Source organism: Nocardia wallacei (assembly GCF_029869545.1).
In the GTDB taxonomy this organism is placed as follows: domain Bacteria; phylum Actinomycetota; class Actinomycetes; order Mycobacteriales; family Mycobacteriaceae; genus Nocardia; species Nocardia wallacei_A.
This window is the reverse complement of record NZ_JARWQD010000300.1, coordinates 1-16,018: the sequence shown is the minus strand read 5'-3', so window position 1 is coordinate 16,018 and position 16,018 is coordinate 1. Positions and strand designations below refer to the sequence as shown.

Annotated in this window: 15 protein-coding genes; 8 read left to right on the top strand and 7 right to left on the bottom strand. The window is 70.0% G+C overall.

All coding sequences use genetic code 11. The annotated features are described in order from the left end of the window. Positions 1-105: 105 nt before the first annotated feature. Complete coding sequence (locus QH290_RS26280; RefSeq protein ID WP_280266223.1) at positions 106-864, top strand: phosphatase PAP2 family protein; 759 nt, start codon at positions 106-108, stop codon at positions 862-864. On the opposite strand, the gene QH290_RS26275 is transcribed toward QH290_RS26280, so the two are convergent. Beyond that, positions 836-2,020 (bottom strand): serine/threonine-protein kinase, encoded by a 1,185-nt coding sequence (locus QH290_RS26275; protein ID WP_280385814.1) that lies wholly within the window; start codon positions 2,018-2,020, stop codon positions 836-838. The two genes, QH290_RS26280 and QH290_RS26275, sit on opposite strands and share 29 nt — an antisense overlap. Positions 2,021-2,183: 163 nt before the next feature. Between QH290_RS26275 and QH290_RS26270 the strand changes: the two genes are divergently transcribed. The 4 genes from QH290_RS26270 to QH290_RS26255 all read left to right on the top strand — a co-directional run bounded on the left by QH290_RS26270 (position 2,184) and on the right by QH290_RS26255 (position 6,531). Further along, entirely contained in the window at positions 2,184-2,954 is a 771-nt protein-coding gene (locus tag QH290_RS26270) for a deoxyribonuclease IV (protein WP_280385811.1), read from the top strand. A gap of 219 nt (positions 2,955-3,173) precedes the next feature. Next, positions 3,174-4,100, top strand: coding sequence for a TauD/TfdA dioxygenase family protein (locus QH290_RS26265; protein WP_280266220.1), 927 nt, complete (start codon positions 3,174-3,176; stop codon positions 4,098-4,100). 30 nt (positions 4,101-4,130) lie between these two features. Continuing rightward, positions 4,131-5,342 carry a CaiB/BaiF CoA transferase family protein gene (locus QH290_RS26260; RefSeq protein WP_280385809.1) on the top strand — a complete coding sequence of 404 codons (1,212 nt, stop codon included), beginning with the start codon at positions 4,131-4,133 and terminating at the stop codon, positions 5,340-5,342. Positions 5,343-5,856: 514 nt separating this feature from the next. Then, on the top strand, positions 5,857-6,531 hold the full coding sequence (locus QH290_RS26255; protein ID WP_280266218.1) for a phosphoribosyltransferase family protein: 675 nt from the start codon (positions 5,857-5,859) through the stop codon (positions 6,529-6,531). A gap of 3 nt (positions 6,532-6,534) precedes the next feature. Here QH290_RS26255 and QH290_RS26250 read toward each other — a convergent pair whose 3' ends face one another. Then, positions 6,535-7,269, bottom strand: coding sequence for a TetR/AcrR family transcriptional regulator (locus tag QH290_RS26250; RefSeq protein WP_280266217.1), 735 nt, complete (start codon positions 7,267-7,269; stop codon positions 6,535-6,537). Between the two features lie 45 nt (positions 7,270-7,314). Between QH290_RS26250 and QH290_RS26245 the strand changes: the two genes are divergently transcribed. After that, positions 7,315-8,880, top strand: a complete 1,566-nt coding sequence (locus tag QH290_RS26245; protein ID WP_280385807.1) for an FAD-dependent monooxygenase — start codon at positions 7,315-7,317, stop codon at positions 8,878-8,880. On the opposite strand, the gene QH290_RS26240 is transcribed toward QH290_RS26245, so the two are convergent. After that, positions 8,865-9,680, bottom strand: a complete 816-nt coding sequence (locus QH290_RS26240; RefSeq protein WP_280266215.1) for a GNAT family N-acetyltransferase — start codon at positions 9,678-9,680, stop codon at positions 8,865-8,867. The genes QH290_RS26245 and QH290_RS26240 overlap by 16 nt on opposite strands. Positions 9,681-9,737: 57 nt before the next feature. Next, entirely contained in the window at positions 9,738-10,037 is a 300-nt protein-coding gene (locus QH290_RS26235; protein WP_280266214.1) for a hypothetical protein, read from the bottom strand. 231 nt (positions 10,038-10,268) lie between these two features. Here QH290_RS26235 and QH290_RS26230 point away from each other — a divergent pair, with 231 nt between their 5' ends. Further along, a complete protein-coding gene (locus QH290_RS26230) occupies positions 10,269-10,781 on the top strand; it encodes a hypothetical protein (RefSeq protein WP_280385805.1) in 513 nt (170 codons plus the stop codon). Positions 10,782-10,785: 4 nt separating this feature from the next. Here the strand turns inward: QH290_RS26230 and QH290_RS26225 are convergent, their stop codons facing one another. After that, complete coding sequence (locus QH290_RS26225) at positions 10,786-11,913, bottom strand: acyl-CoA dehydrogenase family protein (RefSeq protein WP_280385802.1); 1,128 nt, start codon at positions 11,911-11,913, stop codon at positions 10,786-10,788. A 9-nt stretch (positions 11,914-11,922) separates the two neighbouring features. Beyond that, entirely contained in the window at positions 11,923-13,095 is a 1,173-nt protein-coding gene (locus QH290_RS26220) for an acyl-CoA dehydrogenase family protein (RefSeq protein WP_280266211.1), read from the bottom strand. Between the two features lie 232 nt (positions 13,096-13,327). Between QH290_RS26220 and QH290_RS26215 the strand changes: the two genes are divergently transcribed. Beyond that, the gene (locus tag QH290_RS26215) at positions 13,328-13,993 is read left to right on the top strand and encodes a hypothetical protein (RefSeq protein ID WP_280385800.1); all 666 of its coding nucleotides are present in this window, start codon (positions 13,328-13,330) and stop codon (positions 13,991-13,993) included. A 56-nt stretch (positions 13,994-14,049) separates the two neighbouring features. Here the strand turns inward: QH290_RS26215 and QH290_RS26210 are convergent, their stop codons facing one another. Then, positions 14,050-15,816 (bottom strand): DEAD/DEAH box helicase, encoded by a 1,767-nt coding sequence (locus QH290_RS26210; RefSeq protein ID WP_280385798.1) that lies wholly within the window; start codon positions 15,814-15,816, stop codon positions 14,050-14,052. Positions 15,817-16,018: the final 202 nt, after the last annotated feature.

Sequence of the window (16,018 nt, the reverse complement as noted above, 5' to 3'; positions counted from 1 at the left end):
GCACTCTCGCCATCGGGGATCTCCCCCAATACCTTGGGCGGAACATTCCCGCCCGTGGGCGGAGCATCTCCCGCGGTCCCCCGGCCTGCGCATACCCTCGAAACCATGGCCCTGCTCGTGGTGACAGTCACGATCGCGATCGTCGCGGTCGTGCTCGTGCGGCGCGGGCTGCTGTCGCGAGCGGGCGGCGGCATCCTGGTCGCGGTCGTCGCACTCCCGTCCGCCGTCGCCGAGCTCGCCGAGGGGGTGCTGAACAACGACGGCGCGACCCGCATCGATGGGCCCACGATGGACTGGGCGGTCGCGCAGCGCACCGGCACGCTGACGCCGATCGTGCACGCGATCACCGACCTGGGCGACACCCTGTCGATGACGACGATCACCGTCACCGCGTGCGCCTGGCTCGCCTGGCAACGGCGCTGGCCACAGGTCGTGCTGACGGCGACGGTGGCCGTGGGCGCCGGGGTGACGGTGGCGGTCGTCAAGCGGCTGGTGGGCCGCCGCCGCCCGCCCGTCGATCACCTGGTGACCGAATCGAGCCTGTCGTTCCCGTCCGGACACGCCCTGAGCACCACGGCGATCGTCGGTGTGGTCACCACCGTGACGGTGCTGGCGCTGCGGCGGCGCGCGGCCAAGATCGCCGTGGGCACGCTCGCCGCCCTGTTCGTGCTCGCGGTGGGGGCCTCGCGGGTGTACCTGGGCGTGCACTGGCCCACCGATGTGCTCGCGGGCTGGACCCTCGGCATCCTGTGGGTGGTCGTCGGTATCACGGTGTTCCGCGCCGCCCGGTCTCCGGACGATCCGGCACCGATGCCCGACGGCGACCGCGCGGACGTCAGCGCGTCAGCACACCAAGGACGATGAGCGCCACCAGCAGCAGCACCATGCCACCGACGATGAGGCCGACGGTCGCCCCGGAACCCGACTTCTGCTGTTGCGGCGGCGGATAGCCGTACCCGCCGGGCTGCGAATACTGCGGCGCCTGCTGATATACCGGCTGCGGCGGCGGAGTCGCCGACCGCACCGAGGCCGTCGGCTGCGGCCCCGGACCGGTGGCCGGGTGCGGGGCGTGCGGCATGCCCGGCCCCGTCGACGGCCGCGGACCCATCGCCGTTCCCGGCTGCCCTGCCTGCGGCATCGCCGGGCCGGTGAAGCCCCGCCCCGCCACGGGCATCGACGGCGCGCTCGGCGAGGCGAAGGCACGGCGGGCGGCGGCCGCGAAATCAGCGCACGTCGCGAAGCGATCGTCGGGCCGCTTGGCCATCGCCTGCAGCAGGACGCCGTCCAGCGCCGCGGGCAGGCCCTGCCGCACGCTGCTCAGCGCCGGGGGCGGCCCCTGCAGATGCCCGCGAATCACCGCCGCCGGACTGGCCGAGGTGAACGGCCCGGTCCCGGTGAACAGCCAGAACAGGCTGCACGCCAGCGAGTACTGGTCCGAGCGGCCGTCCAGCGAAGCACCGGTGAGCTGCTCGGGTGAGGCGTAGGTCAGCGTCGCGGTGAACGTTCCGGTCTGGGTCAGGTGGCCGCCGTCGTCGCGCAGCCGCGCGATGCCGAAGTCGGTGAGGTAGACCCGCTCACCCTTGCCACCGGTCGACTTGGCCAGCAGCATGTTCGCCGGTTTCACATCGCGGTGCAGCACGCCGTTGTTGTGCGCGTAGTCCAGCGCCTCGGCGACCTCCGCGACGATCTGCACGGCCCGTTCGGGCGGCAACCGCTGCGGATCGACGCTGGCGGCATCGATACCGTCGATGTACTGCATCGAGATCCACAGCTGACCGTCCTCGAGCCCGCGGTCGTACACGGTGACGATCTTCGGATGATCGAGCTGGGCGACCAGGTCGGCCTCGCGTTCGAAGCGGGCGCGAATCTCCTCGTCGGACACCATCTCCCGGTTGAGCAGCTTCAACGCCGTCATGCGCGGCAGCCGCGGATGCCTGGCCAGATAGACCGATCCCATGCCACCGCGGCCCAGTTGCCGCTCGATGACATAGCCGGCGAAGACGTCACCGTTGGCCAGCATGCCCGCTCCCATTTCCCGTGCCGCGCACCGGGACCCGCCAGTGCACGGCAGTACCGCAGATGAACCGCCGCGGCCGCGCCCGAATGCCTCGGCGGACCACGGAAAACACCGAAACCATAGCAGTCCGGTTCGAGTGTCGGTGGCTACCTATACTCTCGTCCCCATGCGCATTGGAGCACACGTCAGGCAGGACAGTGATCCGATCGGCTTCGGCGAACGCCTCGGTGCCGACGTCATCCAGATGTTCGTGGTGGACCCGCAGAGCTGGGACAAACCGCAGCCGCATCCGCGGGCCGAGGAGATCAAGGCCAGCCCGATCGACGTGGTCGTGCACTCCTCGTACCAGATCAACGTCGCCAGCACGAACAACCGGCTGCGCATGCCCTCGCGCAACGCCGTCGCGCAGCAGGCGCAGGCCGCGGCCGATCTGGGCGCGTTCGGCCTGGTCGTGCACGGCGGCCACGTGCGCTCCGACGCCGAGATCGAGGCGGGAATCGTCAACTGGCGCAAGCTGTTCGACCGCCAGCAGGAAAAGGGCGGCTTCGCGGTCCCGATCCTGATCGAGAACACCGCCGGCGGCAATCACGCCATGGCCCGGCACTTCGACTCCATCGCCAAGCTGTGGGACCAGGTGGGCGATTTCGGCGCGGGTTTCTGCCTGGACACCTGCCACGCCTGGGCGGGCGGCGAGGAGCTGATCGGCGTGGTGGACCGGATCAAGGCCATCACCGGCCGCATCGACCTGGTGCACCTCAATTCCTCCCGCGACGACTTCAACTCCGGCGCCGACCGGCACGCCAACTTCGCCGACGGCACCATCGATCCCCAGCTGCTCGCCGAGGTCTGCCGCACCGCGGGCGCGCCGGTGGTGCTGGAAACTCCGGCCGAGGGGGTCGCGGAGGATTTGGCGTATCTGCGCGAGCACGTGGAGTAGTTCCCGGCCGACAGCATGCCGGGAAATGGTGGCTCATGCGTGCACCGTCACATCCGGCATGCGTGCACCGTCACATCCGGCATGCCCGCACCCTCATGTTTCCGGCATGCTTTTGGCCGGAATCCACCGGGTTTCGATCGCGCTGACCGCAACCCTGGCTCGCGGCAACCGCCGGTGGTGTTCTCGGAACGTCGTACGTTTCGAGAAAGGGCCCCCGCAATGTCAGTCGCTCAGGCAGGCACCGTGACCGTCGTCAAGCTCGGCACCCACATCGGCGCGCGGATCGAGGGAGTCCGGCTCGGTGGCGATCTGGATCCCGATGCCGTCGCCGCGATTCGCGCCGCGCTCAACGAGCACAAGGTGATCTTCTTCCGCGATCAGCACCACCTGACCGAGGACGGGCAGTACGAGTTCGCGCAGTTGCTCGGCTCCCCCACCACCCCGCACCCGACCGTCACCTCGGCGGGTGTGAAGAGTCTGGCCATCGACTCCCATCGCGGCCGCGCCAACAGCTGGCACACCGACGTCACCTTCGTCGACCGCATCCCGAAGGCGTCGATCCTGCGCGCGGTCTCGCTGCCCAGCTACGGCGGATCGACCACCTGGGCCTCCACGGTCGCCGCCTACAACTCGCTGCCCGAACCGCTCAAGCGGCTGGCCGAGGGCCTGCGCGCCCGCCACACCAACCAATACGACTACGCCGCGGCACAGGACGATTCGCCGAACGAGAAGGCCAAGGCATATCGCACCGAATTCGAGTCCACCTACTACGAGACCGAACACCCGGTCGTGCGCGTCCACCCGGAGACCGGCGAACGCGCCCTGCTGCTGGGGCATTTCGTGAAGAAGCTGGTCGGCCTGACGGGTAACGAGTCGCACGCGCTGTTCCGGCTGTTCCAGGATCGGGTGACCCGGCTCGAGAACACCACCCGCTGGAACTGGTCGCTCGGCGACGTCGCCATCTGGGACAACCGTGCCACCCAGCACTACGCGATCGATGACTACGACGGCAGCGAGCACCGCAAGCTCACGCGCATCACCCTCGCCGGGGACATCCCGGTCGGCGTCGACGGCACCCCGAGCACGGTGATCGCCGGGAACGCCGATCACTACTCGGTCGTCGACGAGGTCTCCAAGGCCGCGTGAGCCCGCACCCCGGGTGGTTGAATCGTCGGCATGGAGATTCGGCCGCTGGACGGGGTTCGCGTACTGGAGCTCGGCAACTACATCGCCGCGCCGACCGCCGGGCGCATCCTCGGTGACTTCGGCGCCGAGGTGATCAAGGTCGAGCGGCCGAAAACCGGTGACGAACTGCGCAATTGGCGACTCTACGGCGGCGATACCTCGATGCTGTACCGGACCGTCAACCGCAACAAGAAGTCGATCACGCTCGACCTGCGCACCGACGCCGGGCGCGGCATCGTGCTCGATCTGATCCGGCACTGCGATGTGCTGCTGGAGAATTTCCGGCCGGGCATGCTGGAGAAGTGGGGCCTCGGGCCGGAGGTGCTCGACGCGGCGAATCCCGACCTGGTCGTCACCCGCATCTCCGCCTACGGCCAGACCGGGCCGCTGGCGCAGCGGCCCGGATTCGCCGCGGTGGCCGAGGCCGTCGGCGGGCTGCGCGAACTGGTCGGCGACCCGGACCGGCCGCCGGTGCGCACCGGCGTCTCCATCGGCGACTCGATCGCCGGGATCTACGCCGCCTTCGGCACCGTCATGGCACTGTTCCAGCGCACCCGCACCGACGAGCGAATTCCGCTGGCACAGCGGGTGATCGACGTGGCCCTCAGCGAGTCGATCCTGTCGGTGATGGAATCGCTGGTGCCCGACTACCTCGCCTACGGTATCCGCCGCGAACGGGTCGGCGGCCGGATGGAGGGCATCGCCCCCAGCAACGCCTATCCGTGCGGCGACGGCACCAGCATCATCATCGGCGGCAACGGCGACGCGATCTTCCAGCGCTACATGCGGGTCATCGGCAGGCCGGACCTGGCCGACGATCCGGAGCTGTCCGACAATGCCGGGCGCTGGCGCCATCGCGACCGGCTCGATGCCGCGATCGCCGAGTGGACCCGCCGGCACACCCGCGACGAGGCGCTGCGCATTCTCGAGGAATCGGCCATCCCGTGCGGTCCGATCTATACCGCCGCCGATATCGTCGACGACCCGCAGTACCGGGCGCGCAACATGATTCAGCGGTTTCCGGTCGACGTGGGCGAACGCGAACCCAAGCAGGTCGGATTCCCGGGCATCGTGCCCGTGCTCGGCGGGCAATCGCTGCCCATCCGCTCGGTCGGCCCGGATCTGGGTGAGCACACCGGCGAGGTGCTGTCCACGCTGCTGGGAATGTCGGAGGCCGATATCCGCGCGCTGGAGGACAACTGACGCCGCGGGACCGGCAAGCGATCGCATTCGGGGGCCGGTTACCGACCCGGCGCCGGTGAACCCGCGGTACCGCATACCACATTCTCCGGAAATTCCCCCAGCGCAACGCATTTCGGTGTGCAATTACATCTCCGGCAATGTAGATCGTGTCCGTTTCACAACGAACGGCGGCGCCCCCGACGTAGAATTGCACCGTTGTCTTCCCGAGTCCCGAAGCGTGGCTCCCCATCCTCGGCGGTTGGCGACTCTGGAGGAGAGATGGATCCTGAGCATCCCTGCGAGCAGCCAGAATCCCTTATGGCACAGAACTTTTCGTCGCCCCTCGACGAATCACGCGGGCAGCGCGGCCGCCGAGTTCACCCGCTCGGGCCTCCGGCCGAAGTGCCCCACTCTCGCCACCGAATTGCAATTGCAAACGGCGCGTACATTTTTCGGGCACCCACCGCTCGACACACAACAGACACACAACACCCGGCGCAGGTGTATTCGTTCCCACGATCCCTCAGGAGGCTTCATGCTGTTCCTCGATCGTCGCGACGCCGGCCGCCGACTGGCCGGACATCTGATGGCCTTCCGCGGCCCCGATATCGTGGTGATCGGACTGGCCGGTGGCGGAGCCGCAGTGGCATCGGCCGTTGCGACCGAATTGCGCGTGGCGCTCGATGTCATGGTGGTCCACCAGCTGCGCCCTCCGGAGCATCCCGGCCCCGCCTTCGGCGCGATCGCCGAGCGGGGTGTCCGGGTGGTCGACGGTGAGCAGGCGCGGGCCCTGCGCGCCGGGGCCGCTGAGCTCACGCGGATCGAGCGACAGGAACGAGATGCGCTGCGCCGCAGGACCGAACGGTTGCGCGCGGGCGGGCAGCGCCCCGAGCTGGCCGGGCATACGATCGTGATCGTGGACGAGGCACTGCCGACCGCGACCTCCGCGCGGGCGGCCTGCCGGGCGGCCTACGCGCACGGCGCGATCCGCGTGGTGGTGGCGGCGCCGGTGGGTGCCGAACCGGCCATCGCGGGACTGGTCGGCGACGCCGACAAGGTGGTCTGCCTGCACACCCGCGACCGGCTCACCGATATCGGCAGCTTCTACGAGGACTTCGGCCCCCTGAACGACGACGATGTGCGCGATCTGTTGCGCGAGGGCCCCGGACCGGCGCTCCTCGCACCGCCGCCGCTGCAGCGGACCGGATGATCCCTAGCCGGACCCGGGCAACCCGAACCGCTCGGTGAGCCCGTCCAGCAGGCAGCCCAGCGTCCAGGAGACCGGATCGCCCGGCCCGGCGCCGGTGCGGCCGTGGAACCAGCGGGCGAAGGCCGGATAGCGGCCGTCGGCCAGCATCGGTTCCAGCAGCGGGCGCGCCGCCGCCGCGAGTTCCTCCTCGCTGCGCAGCCCTGCCCGCGCGCGCATCCGCTGCTCCTCGGCGTATTGCAGTGCCGTGCCGAACAGATGGCCGTCGACGGCCCCGGTGATCAGCGTCAGGTCGTCGGCCGAGAGCCCCAGCGGTTCCAGCAGCGCGAACCGGAAATCGAAGTAGCGCAGGGCATGCGGACCGATCGGCGGCCGCGAGTACACCAGCTCGCCGAACCACAGATGCCGCTCGATGACGGTCCAGGAATCCATCGTCAGCCGCTCCAGCGCCGACCGCCAGGAGTCCGAAGGCGGTGCGCTCAGCGGAATCTCGCCGTAGACGGCATCGATCATCAGGTCGACCAGCCCGTCCTTGGAGCCGACGTAGCGGTACAGCGACATCGGCGTCGAGGCGCCGACCGCGGTCGCCACCCGGCGCATGGTCAGTCCGCGCGCGCCCTCGGCATCGGCGACCGCCATCGCGGCGCGCAGAATGTCCGACCGGCTCAGGCTCGTGGTCGGCCTGCCCGGCGGCTCGGGCAGCGACCAGATCAGCGGGCCGGGCGACGACTCCTCCGTCACGTGCACCTCCTTGCCCGCATTCAATCATTCGTGTACAACGTACACATGATGTACAATGTACACGCACCTCGGGTTCTGATCGCCGGTGGCGGCCTGGTCGGACTGTCCGCGGCCCTGTTCCTGCGCCACCACGGCGTGGATACCGTGCTGGTGGAGCGCCGGACGACGACCTCGCCGCAGCCGAAGGCACGGCGTGTCAACCTGCGCACGATGGAGCTGTTCGGGCAGCTCGGCATCGCCGGTGAGGTCCTCGACGCCGCAAGCGGCCTGGCCGAATATCAGGCGATGGCGGCCGGTCCCACACTCGCCCAGGCCACCGCGCTACCGTTCACGCTGCCCGGCGGCATGCCGGACTGGGCCGCCATCACCCCGGCGACCAGCTGCCTGTGCGCCCAGGACCTGCTGGAACCGGTACTGCGACGCCTGGCCACCGCCCGCGGGGCCGATATTCGCTTCGGGGTGGAACTCACCGATTTCGCCACGGACGAGAGCGGCGTGCGCGCGACGGTCCGATCCGGCGACGGCACCGTCGAACGACTGCGGGCGGACTATCTGATCGCGGCCGACGGCGCCGCGAGCCCGATCCGGCAGCGCCTCGGCATCCCGCGCAGCGGCCGCGGCACCCTCGGCCGCGCCGTGAACGTCTACTTCCGCGCCGATCTGCGAGAGCTGGTGCGCGGCCGGGAATTCAATCTCTGTCAGATCGAGAACGACGCCGCCCCCGGCGCTTTCGTCTCCGTCGACGGGGCGCAACGCTGGATCTTCACCACCTCCGACGGCGTCGACCGGCCGCGCGAGCAGTGGCCGGATGCGCTGCGCACCGCGATCGGCGTGCCCGACGTCGAGATCGAGCTGCTGAGCGTCCTGCCCTGGGAGCCGGGCATGTTCGTGGCCGACCGCTATCGGTCGGGCCGCGTGTTCCTGGCCGGGGACGCCGCGCACGTGATGCCGCCGTACGCGGCCGCGGGCGCCAATACCGGGATTCAGGATGCGCACAATCTGGCGTGGAAGCTGGCCTACGTGCTGCGCGGCAGGGCCGATCCCGCACTGCTGGACAGTTATCACGCCGAACGCCGTCCCGTCGGATGGTTCACCGCCGACCAATCCAGCGTGCGCACCGCGAACCTGCGCGCGCTGAACACCGAATCCACCGACGGGACCCCGCTGGCCGACCCGATCGCCCTGATCCTCGGCACGCGATACACCAACGGCGCCATCGTCTCCGACGCGAGCGCCCACACGATGGGGCGTCTCGACCTGTCCGGTCAACCGGGAACGCGCGTGCCGCACGGTGTGCTGCCCGACGGCCGCAGCAGCCTCGACCTGGCCGACCGCGACTTCGCCCTGCTCACCGGCCCCGACAGACGACGTTGGCGGACACCGGATCTCGGGCTGGCCGTCCACGAGATGGACGAGAAGTGGTGCACGGCAGCCGGTCTCACCGCCTCCGGCGCACTGCTGGTGCGGCCGGACCAGATCGTCGCCTGGCGATCGCCGACGCTACCGGGCGACCCCGGCGGTGCGCTGCGGACGGCCCTGGATCGCCTGCTGGGCAGCGCATCCCGGGCAGGCGATGTCGTGCCGGGCGCTCCCGCTCAGACGAATTCGTAGTGCGCGAAGTTGCGGACCGGTTCGAAGCCGATCGAGCGATAGATCTTGTTCGAGGTGGGGTTGGCGAGATCGGTGAACAGGCAGACCCCGGAACCGCTGTCGCGCAACAACTGGGCGACGTGGGCGGTGAGGCCGCTGGCGTAGCCGTGGCCGCGCGCCTCGGGCGGGGTGTAGACGGGACCGATGCGCGTCCAGCCGTAGGCCCGGGCCTGGTGGGCGACCATGCACACCGGTCGCCCCTCGTCCTCCCACAGCCACCAGCGGCCCAGCGCGACGCGAGCGCGAATGGCATCGGCGCTCAGTCCGATTCCCACCTCGCGGCGCATCTGCTCGGACCATTGCGCGCACAGCTCGATATCGGATTCGCCGGCGCGGCGGGCGGTTCCGGGCACCTGCGGCATCGACAGCTCGCCGAGCTGGTACAGCCTGCTCGCCACGTCCATCCGGAACTTGCTGCCGCACAGCGCGCTCCAGCGTTCCGCGAAGACCAGCGCGGTACCGGGCGGGCCCTCCACCCCGGGCGCGGCGGGAACCCGCTCCTCGAAGGCCGCGGCCAGGTCCGGCACCGCCGGATCGGGCACGCCGCCCAGATAGACGCTGTGCCCGGCGGTGCACATGCTGGCACCGATCACCGCGCCGTCGACGTGCACCGCCGCGAAAACCGCGGGCCCGTCCGACAATCCGGTGACATAGCTCTCCACCACGGTGGCGATGACGGTATGCAGCAGGGGATCCCGCCCCAGAAACGCCGCCGTGCGACGCTGGAACTCGGCCGCATCGTCGGTCAGTTCGATCCTCATACTCGCCACGGTAGGCGCGTTATCGGCCGCGGCCCACCGCTTTGCGGTACCGCGGAATCACACCGGGCCGTTGGCGTCCGCGCGCAGCTTCAGCAGCACCAGTCCGGCGGTGCAGGCCAGGATCAGGCCCGCGACCGTGATCAGCACGCGTAGATCGGCGATGCCCAGCACCGCACCGGCCACGCCGCCGAGGAAGATCAACCACGCCGCCACGCGGGCCGCGATCGCCCAGGCCGTGCGCCCGGATTCGGTTGCGTCCGAATCGTTCTGCGACACCGCGCGTAGCGGGGATGTCGAGTACGCTCCCATCACCACTCCTAGATGACGCCCGCCGATCTGCGAATTCAGCAGTGCCATCAGCAATCTTCAGGCGTCGCACGTGTAACTTCTCACACAAGGTAGTTCCCCGTTGCCGAATCGGCACACGACACGTGCGAACGACACGCCGAAGTGACCGTTTCGATATGTGACCCGTCACTGTTTGAGATGCATTTCCGGTATCTTGCGCAAGGTTCGGCCCGTCTGGCCCGACAGCCCCGCCTTGGCTAAGGTGAGGCCCACCCGACACGTACGAGGAGCGGCGGACCCATGGAGAACAGGGCGGGTTCGGGGGGACGCGCGGACGACACCCCACGCCGCCTGAACCCCCGAGTGGCCGGACCGGCGGCCGCCGCCGGCGCGGTCTCGCTCGGGCTGGTGCTCATCGGCTCCTGCGGCCTGGGCCAGCGCGACGTCTACGTCTCCCCGCCCCCGCTGCAGGCGGACCTGCAATCCGCGCCCGCGGGGAGCGCGACCCCCTCGGGCACCACCACCCCGGGCGTGCTCATCCCGCCCTCGCCCAGTTGGCGGGTCGCGGTGAATCCGCCGCCGCGGCGCACCCCCTTCGGCACCCCCACGAGCGCGGGCGCCACCGTCTCCGCGGTCGACACCACCCTCCCCGCGCCGCACCACCGGCCCGGCGATCCCACCGCGACCAGCGACGACCCGGACCCGACCACCACGACCACGCGGCCGCGAATCACCACCACCCGCCCGACGACGACCCGCCCGGCGCCCACCACGCAGGACGCGCCGTCGTCGGAGGACGGGTGGGACAACTGAGCCGCTAGAGCTCGACCAGTCCGTAGTCGCCCACCTGCCGGCCGAGCACCCGCAGATGGTCGAGACCGCCGCCGAAGGTGCGCTCGATCGCGGTCAGCCGCGCCGTGTAGTGGCTGACCGGATACTCGGTGGTGATGCCGATACCGCCGTGCATCTGGACCGCCTCCTGGCCGATATGCCGTGCGGCGCCGCTCACCTGGAGCCGGGCGCGCGACGACAGCACCGCGTCGGCCTCGCCGTCGGCGAGGGCGGCGGTGAGATACACGCTCATGCTGCGGGCCAGCTCCAGCGAGACGTACATGTTCGCCGCGCGCTGGGTCAGCGTCTGGAACTTCGACAGCGGAACGCCGAACTGCTTGCGGGTCTTCAGGTAATCGGTCGTCAGCCGCAGCGCCTCCGCCATCGCGCCGACCGATTCCGCGCACAGGCTCGCCTGTGCCGACCCGATCTCCGCGGCGAGCGCCGCACCGGTGGTCGCCGCATCGCCGAGCAATTCGGCCGGGGCGGCGGTGAATTCCACCTGGGCCCCGCGGCGCTCGTCGAAGGTCCGGTACGGCTTGCGCAGCACGCCCTCGGCGTCGGCCGCGACCAGGAACAGCCCGACCACACCGTCCGGCAGCACCGCGCTCACCACCAGGTCGTCGGCGCAATCGCCGTGTGCCACCGGATTCTTCACACCGGTCAGGCGGTAGCCGTCGCCGTCGGCCTCGGCCCGGGTCGTGACCTGGGTTGCGGGCCAGCGGGAGCCGGGCTCGTCGTGCGCCAGGGCGAGCAGCTTCGTGCCCGCCGCCACCTCCGGCAGCACCCGCTGCCGCTGCGCGGGCGAACCCAGCCGGGCGATCAGGCCGCCCGGCAGCAGCACGGCATCCAGCAGCGGCTCCGGCGCCAGGCGGCGGCCGATCTCCTCCATGACCACCATGGTCTCCACCGGTCCCGCGCCCGCGCCGCCGTCCTCCTCGGCGAAACTCAGTCCCAGCACGCCCAATTCGGCCAGCTGCGACCACACCTCGCGGCTCCAGCCGAGATCGGTCTCGAGGACCTTGAGCCGGGACTCCGGATCGTAGGCGCGGGCCAGCAGGTCGCGCACCGTATCGCGCAACAGGACCTGTTCATCGGTGAGTTCGAAATCCATGGCTGCGCCTCACAATCCGAGGATGGTGGAGGCGATGATGGTGCGCTGCACCTCGCTCGAGCCTCCGTAGATGGTGGTCTTGCGGTAGTTCAGATATCCCGGTCCGGTTCGCTGCGCCCAGTCCGGCGAGGCGATGTCGTCGGCGCCGACCGGCAGCGCATCCGGGCCCGCGACGTCGAGCAGCAGTTCGGTGGCGGCCTGCTGCAGCTCGGTCCCGCGCAGCTTCAGCACCGATGACGCCGGATTCGGCTTGCCCTCACTGGAATTGGCCACCACCCGCAGCAGCGTCAGCTCCAGCGCCAGCAGCTCGTTCTCCAGTTCGGCCACCCGCGCCGCGAACAGCGGATCCGCCAGCAGCGTGCCGTCACCGACATTCGTCTGTGCCGCATACTTTTTCGCGACCGCCAGCCGGACCTTGGTGCGGCCGACGCCGGTGATGCCGGTGCGCTCGTTGCCCAGCAGGAACTTCGCGTAGGTCCAGCCCATGTTCTCCTCGCCGACGAGCTGGTCGGCGGGCACCCGCACGTTCTCGAAGAAGACCTCGTTCACCTCGTGGTGGCCGTCGATCAGCTTGATCGGGCGGATCGTCACGCCGGGGGTGTTCACGTCGAACAGCAGCAGCGAGATGCCCGCCTGCTTCTTCGGCGCGTTCGGATCGGTGCGCACCAGGCAGAAGATCCAGTCGGCGTACTGGGCCAGCGTGGTCCAGATCTTCTGGCCGTTGACGATGTAGGAGTCGCCGTCGCGCACCGCAGTGGTGCGCAGCGAGGCCAGGTCGGAGCCGGCGTCGGGCTCGGAAAAGCCCTGGCACCACCAGATGTCGAGCGCGGCGGTGGGTGGCAGGAAGCGCTCCTTCAGCTCCTGCGAACCGAATTGGGCGATCACCGGGCCGATCATGTTGGCGTTGAACGTCAGCGGCTCGGGCACGCAGGCCAGCTGCAGCTCGTCCTCCCAGATGTGCCGCTGGATCGGTGTCCACTGCTTGCCGCCCCACTCCACCGGCCAGTTCGGCACCGCCAGGCCGTGCTCGTGCAGGATCTTGTGCGAGGTGACTATCTCGTCGCGGGTGAGCTCGCGGCCGTACTCGACCTTCTCGCGAATCTCCGCGGGGATCTCGGTCCGGTACAACCGGCGCAGTTCGTCCCGGAAGGCCACCTCATCGGGTGACAGGGCAAGTTTCATGGGCGTCTCCCACCGTGTTCGGATGTCCGATGTCGAACTTACCCCTCGGTAATCTGACGCTGTCAGGTGGATCACAAGCCCGGATCGGCCGGATTCCGCGGGCCCGAGTCGACAGTGAGCCGGCCGGGTCCTGGTAGGTTGCTGCGGACGGGCCGCGCTCGTCCCGACGACGCCACGCGACGCCGGGATCTCTCCTCGCCGGCCGGAGAGTTCACGACAAGGAGCACCACAAGTGAACGGCAAGACCTTCGCGCGTCTGGTCGCGATCGCGGCCGCCTGCGGACTGGGCACGGCCGCGACCTTCGGCAGCGCCGCCGCCGAACCCACCGCCTCGCCGATCGACGCCGCCGTCGAGCGGCTCACCACCGAGGCGGGCACCGACCCCGCCGCCCGGGCCGGTGTCGACTCGCTGGCGAAGACGGCGCATCTGATCAGCGCCGCCAAGCTCGACAACATCGCGGGCGGCTTCACGCCGTTCTGGTACCAGGCGCCGACCTTCGGCTGCGGCACCAACTTCCCCATCTCGCTGACCGCCGTCGCGGGCGCCGCCGGTGTCCCGGGCCCGGACCGCGGGATCGCGGGCGAGTACGGCACGGTGCGCTTCCAGGCCACTCCGAACATGTCGGGCTACCCCATCGCGTCCGGCCTGACGGTCTCCTGGCTCAACACCGGCAACGGCCGCAGCGGCACCGCAGCCCTCGACGAGCGCACCGACTTCGGCACGCCCAGCCTGTCCAAGACGGTCGACAGCGGCCCCGGCACCATCATCGCGAGCATGTGGGGCACCATCGGCTACCCCGGCGCCACCTGCGTCATGGCCCCCACGGTAGGCGTCATCACGGTCTACCCCAACCCCCTCACCGACCCCTACGCCCCCAAGCCCAAACCCGCGGGCTAGCGGGGCCAGAGCCGACTCTTTTCAACCCGCGCAGGCCCCCAACTCCCGCCCTCGGGTCAGGAGCGGGGCTTGCGGCGGTCGGGGCGGCGGTATTCGCGGCGGGGGCCGCGGCTCATGGAGCGGTGGCCGGGCGGGCCCTGGTCGGGCTGCAGCTGGATGAGGATGCCGCTGATGCGGGTGCGGCGCAGGGCGTCGAGGGTCTCCGGGGGCAGATCGGCCGGTAATTCGACCAGGCTGTGGTCGGGGCGGATGCTGATGTGCCCGAAATCGCTGCGGCGCAGGCCGCCCTCGTTGGCGATGGCGCCGACGATCGCGCCCGGCACGACCCGGTGGCGCTTGCCGACGGCGATGCGGTAGGTCGCCATATCGGCGCCCGTGGTGCGGTGCTGCCCGCCCGGCTCGCGGCGGCGTTCCCGGTCGTCGAACTTGCGCGGGCCCCGTTCGCGGCGCTCCGGTTCCGGCTCGGGCTCCATGAAGAAGTTGTCGCCGTCGTGCCCGCCGACCGCGAGCGCGGCCGCGATGTCGGCGAGCGGGATGTTGTGCTCGGCCTCGTAGTCCTCGATCAGCTTGCGGAACAGCGCCAGATTCGGCGAGGCCAGGTTCTCGGTGATGGCGTCGTGGAACTTGACCACCCGCTGCGCGTTCACGTCCTCCACGCTCGGCAGCCGCATCTCGGTCAGCGGCTGGCGCGTGGCCCGCTCGATCGCATCCAGCAGCCGGCGCTCGCGCGGCGCCACGAACAGCAGCGCCTCGCCGCTGCGCCCGGCCCGCCCGGTGCGGCCGATGCGGTGCACATAGGACTCGGTGTCGTGCGGGATGTCGTAGTTGACCACGTGCGAGATGCGGTCGACGTCCAGGCCGCGGGCGGCGACGTCGGTGGCGACCAGGATGTCCAGCGCCCCCGACTTCAGCTGCCCGATCGTGCGCTCGCGCTGATTCTGGGCGATGTCACCGTTGATGGCCGCCGCCGAATACCCGCGCGACCGCAGCTTCTCGGCGAGCTCCTCGGTGGCCTGCTTGGTGCGCACGAAGATGATCATCGCCTCGAAGGGCTCGACCTCGAGGATGCGCGTCAGGGCATCGAGCTTGCGGTGATGGGAGACGTGCACCCAGCGCTGGGTGATATTGGTGGCCGTCGCCGTCTTGGACTTGACGGTGATCTCGACCGGATCCTTCAGATACTGCTTGGAGATCTTGCGGATCGCGCCCGGCATGGTCGCCGAGAACAGCGCCACCTGCTTGTCGGTGGGGGTGTCGGCGAGGATGCGTTCGACATCGTCCTGGAAGCCCATCTTGAGCATCTCGTCGGCCTCGTCCAGCACCAGGTACCGCAGCTGGGACAGGTCGAGGGTGCCTCGCTCGAGATGGTCGATGACGCGGCCCGGCGTGCCGACCACGACCTGCGCGCCGCGGCGCAGCCCCGACAACTGCACGGCGTAGTTCTGGCCGCCGTAGATCGGCAGCACGTGCACGCCCGGCATGTGCGCGGAGTACTTGCCGAATGCCTCGGCCACCTGGATCGCCAGTTCGCGGGTGGGGGCCAGGATCAGCGCCTGCGGCGCCTTGCCCTTGCCCTGCAACCCCATCAGGATCGGGATCGCGAACGCGGCCGTCTTCCCCGTGCCGGTCTGTGCCAGGCCGACCACATCGGCCCCGGTGAGCAGCGGCGGAATCGTCGCCGCCTGGATGGGCGACGGCGACTCGTAACCGACGTCGGCGATGGCCGCGAGGATGCGATCATCGATACCGAGATCGGCGAAGGACGGGTCGGCTGCGTCCCTCTCGTCGGCTGGGGAACCACTGTCGACCGGTGAGGTGCTCATTGACCAGTACTTTACTTGCTGGCGGTGGCCGCCCCGACCGTCGGCCCAATACCGTGAGACCTATGCAACCGCTCGAGCCGACCGTGCCCGGTGTCACCACGACCCCGACGACCACGAGCTACTCGACCACGCGGGAGCCGAGCCCACCGCCGGCTACCACGGCCGTCGAGCTGGAACCGGCCGCGGCCGCGCAGCCGCGGAC

Bases quoted from the DNA above. Each gene is read 5' to 3' on its own strand.
- QH290_RS26260 (WP_280385809.1), top strand. From the start codon at position 4,131: ATGGAGATTCGGCCGCTGGACGGGGTTCGCGTACTGGAGCTCGGCAAC.
- QH290_RS26225 (WP_280385802.1), bottom strand. From the start codon at position 11,913: ATGGATTTCGAACTCACCGATGAACAGGTCCTGTTGCGCGATACGGTG.
- QH290_RS26280 (WP_280266223.1), top strand. From the start codon at position 106: ATGGCCCTGCTCGTGGTGACAGTCACGATCGCGATCGTCGCGGTCGTG.
- QH290_RS26210 (WP_280385798.1), bottom strand. From the start codon at position 15,816: ATGAGCACCTCACCGGTCGACAGTGGTTCCCCAGCCGACGAGAGGGAC.
- QH290_RS26245 (WP_280385807.1), top strand. From the start codon at position 7,315: ATGATGTACAATGTACACGCACCTCGGGTTCTGATCGCCGGTGGCGGC.
- QH290_RS26255 (WP_280266218.1), top strand. From the start codon at position 5,857: ATGCTGTTCCTCGATCGTCGCGACGCCGGCCGCCGACTGGCCGGACAT.
- QH290_RS26220 (WP_280266211.1), bottom strand. From the start codon at position 13,095: ATGAAACTTGCCCTGTCACCCGATGAGGTGGCCTTCCGGGACGAACTG.
- QH290_RS26240 (WP_280266215.1), bottom strand. From the start codon at position 9,680: ATGAGGATCGAACTGACCGACGATGCGGCCGAGTTCCAGCGTCGCACG.
- QH290_RS26265 (WP_280266220.1), top strand. From the start codon at position 3,174: ATGTCAGTCGCTCAGGCAGGCACCGTGACCGTCGTCAAGCTCGGCACC.
- QH290_RS26275 (WP_280385814.1), bottom strand. From the start codon at position 2,020: ATGCTGGCCAACGGTGACGTCTTCGCCGGCTATGTCATCGAGCGGCAA.
- QH290_RS26270 (WP_280385811.1), top strand. From the start codon at position 2,184: ATGCGCATTGGAGCACACGTCAGGCAGGACAGTGATCCGATCGGCTTC.
- QH290_RS26235 (WP_280266214.1), bottom strand. From the start codon at position 10,037: ATGGCACTGCTGAATTCGCAGATCGGCGGGCGTCATCTAGGAGTGGTG.
- QH290_RS26230 (WP_280385805.1), top strand. From the start codon at position 10,269: ATGGAGAACAGGGCGGGTTCGGGGGGACGCGCGGACGACACCCCACGC.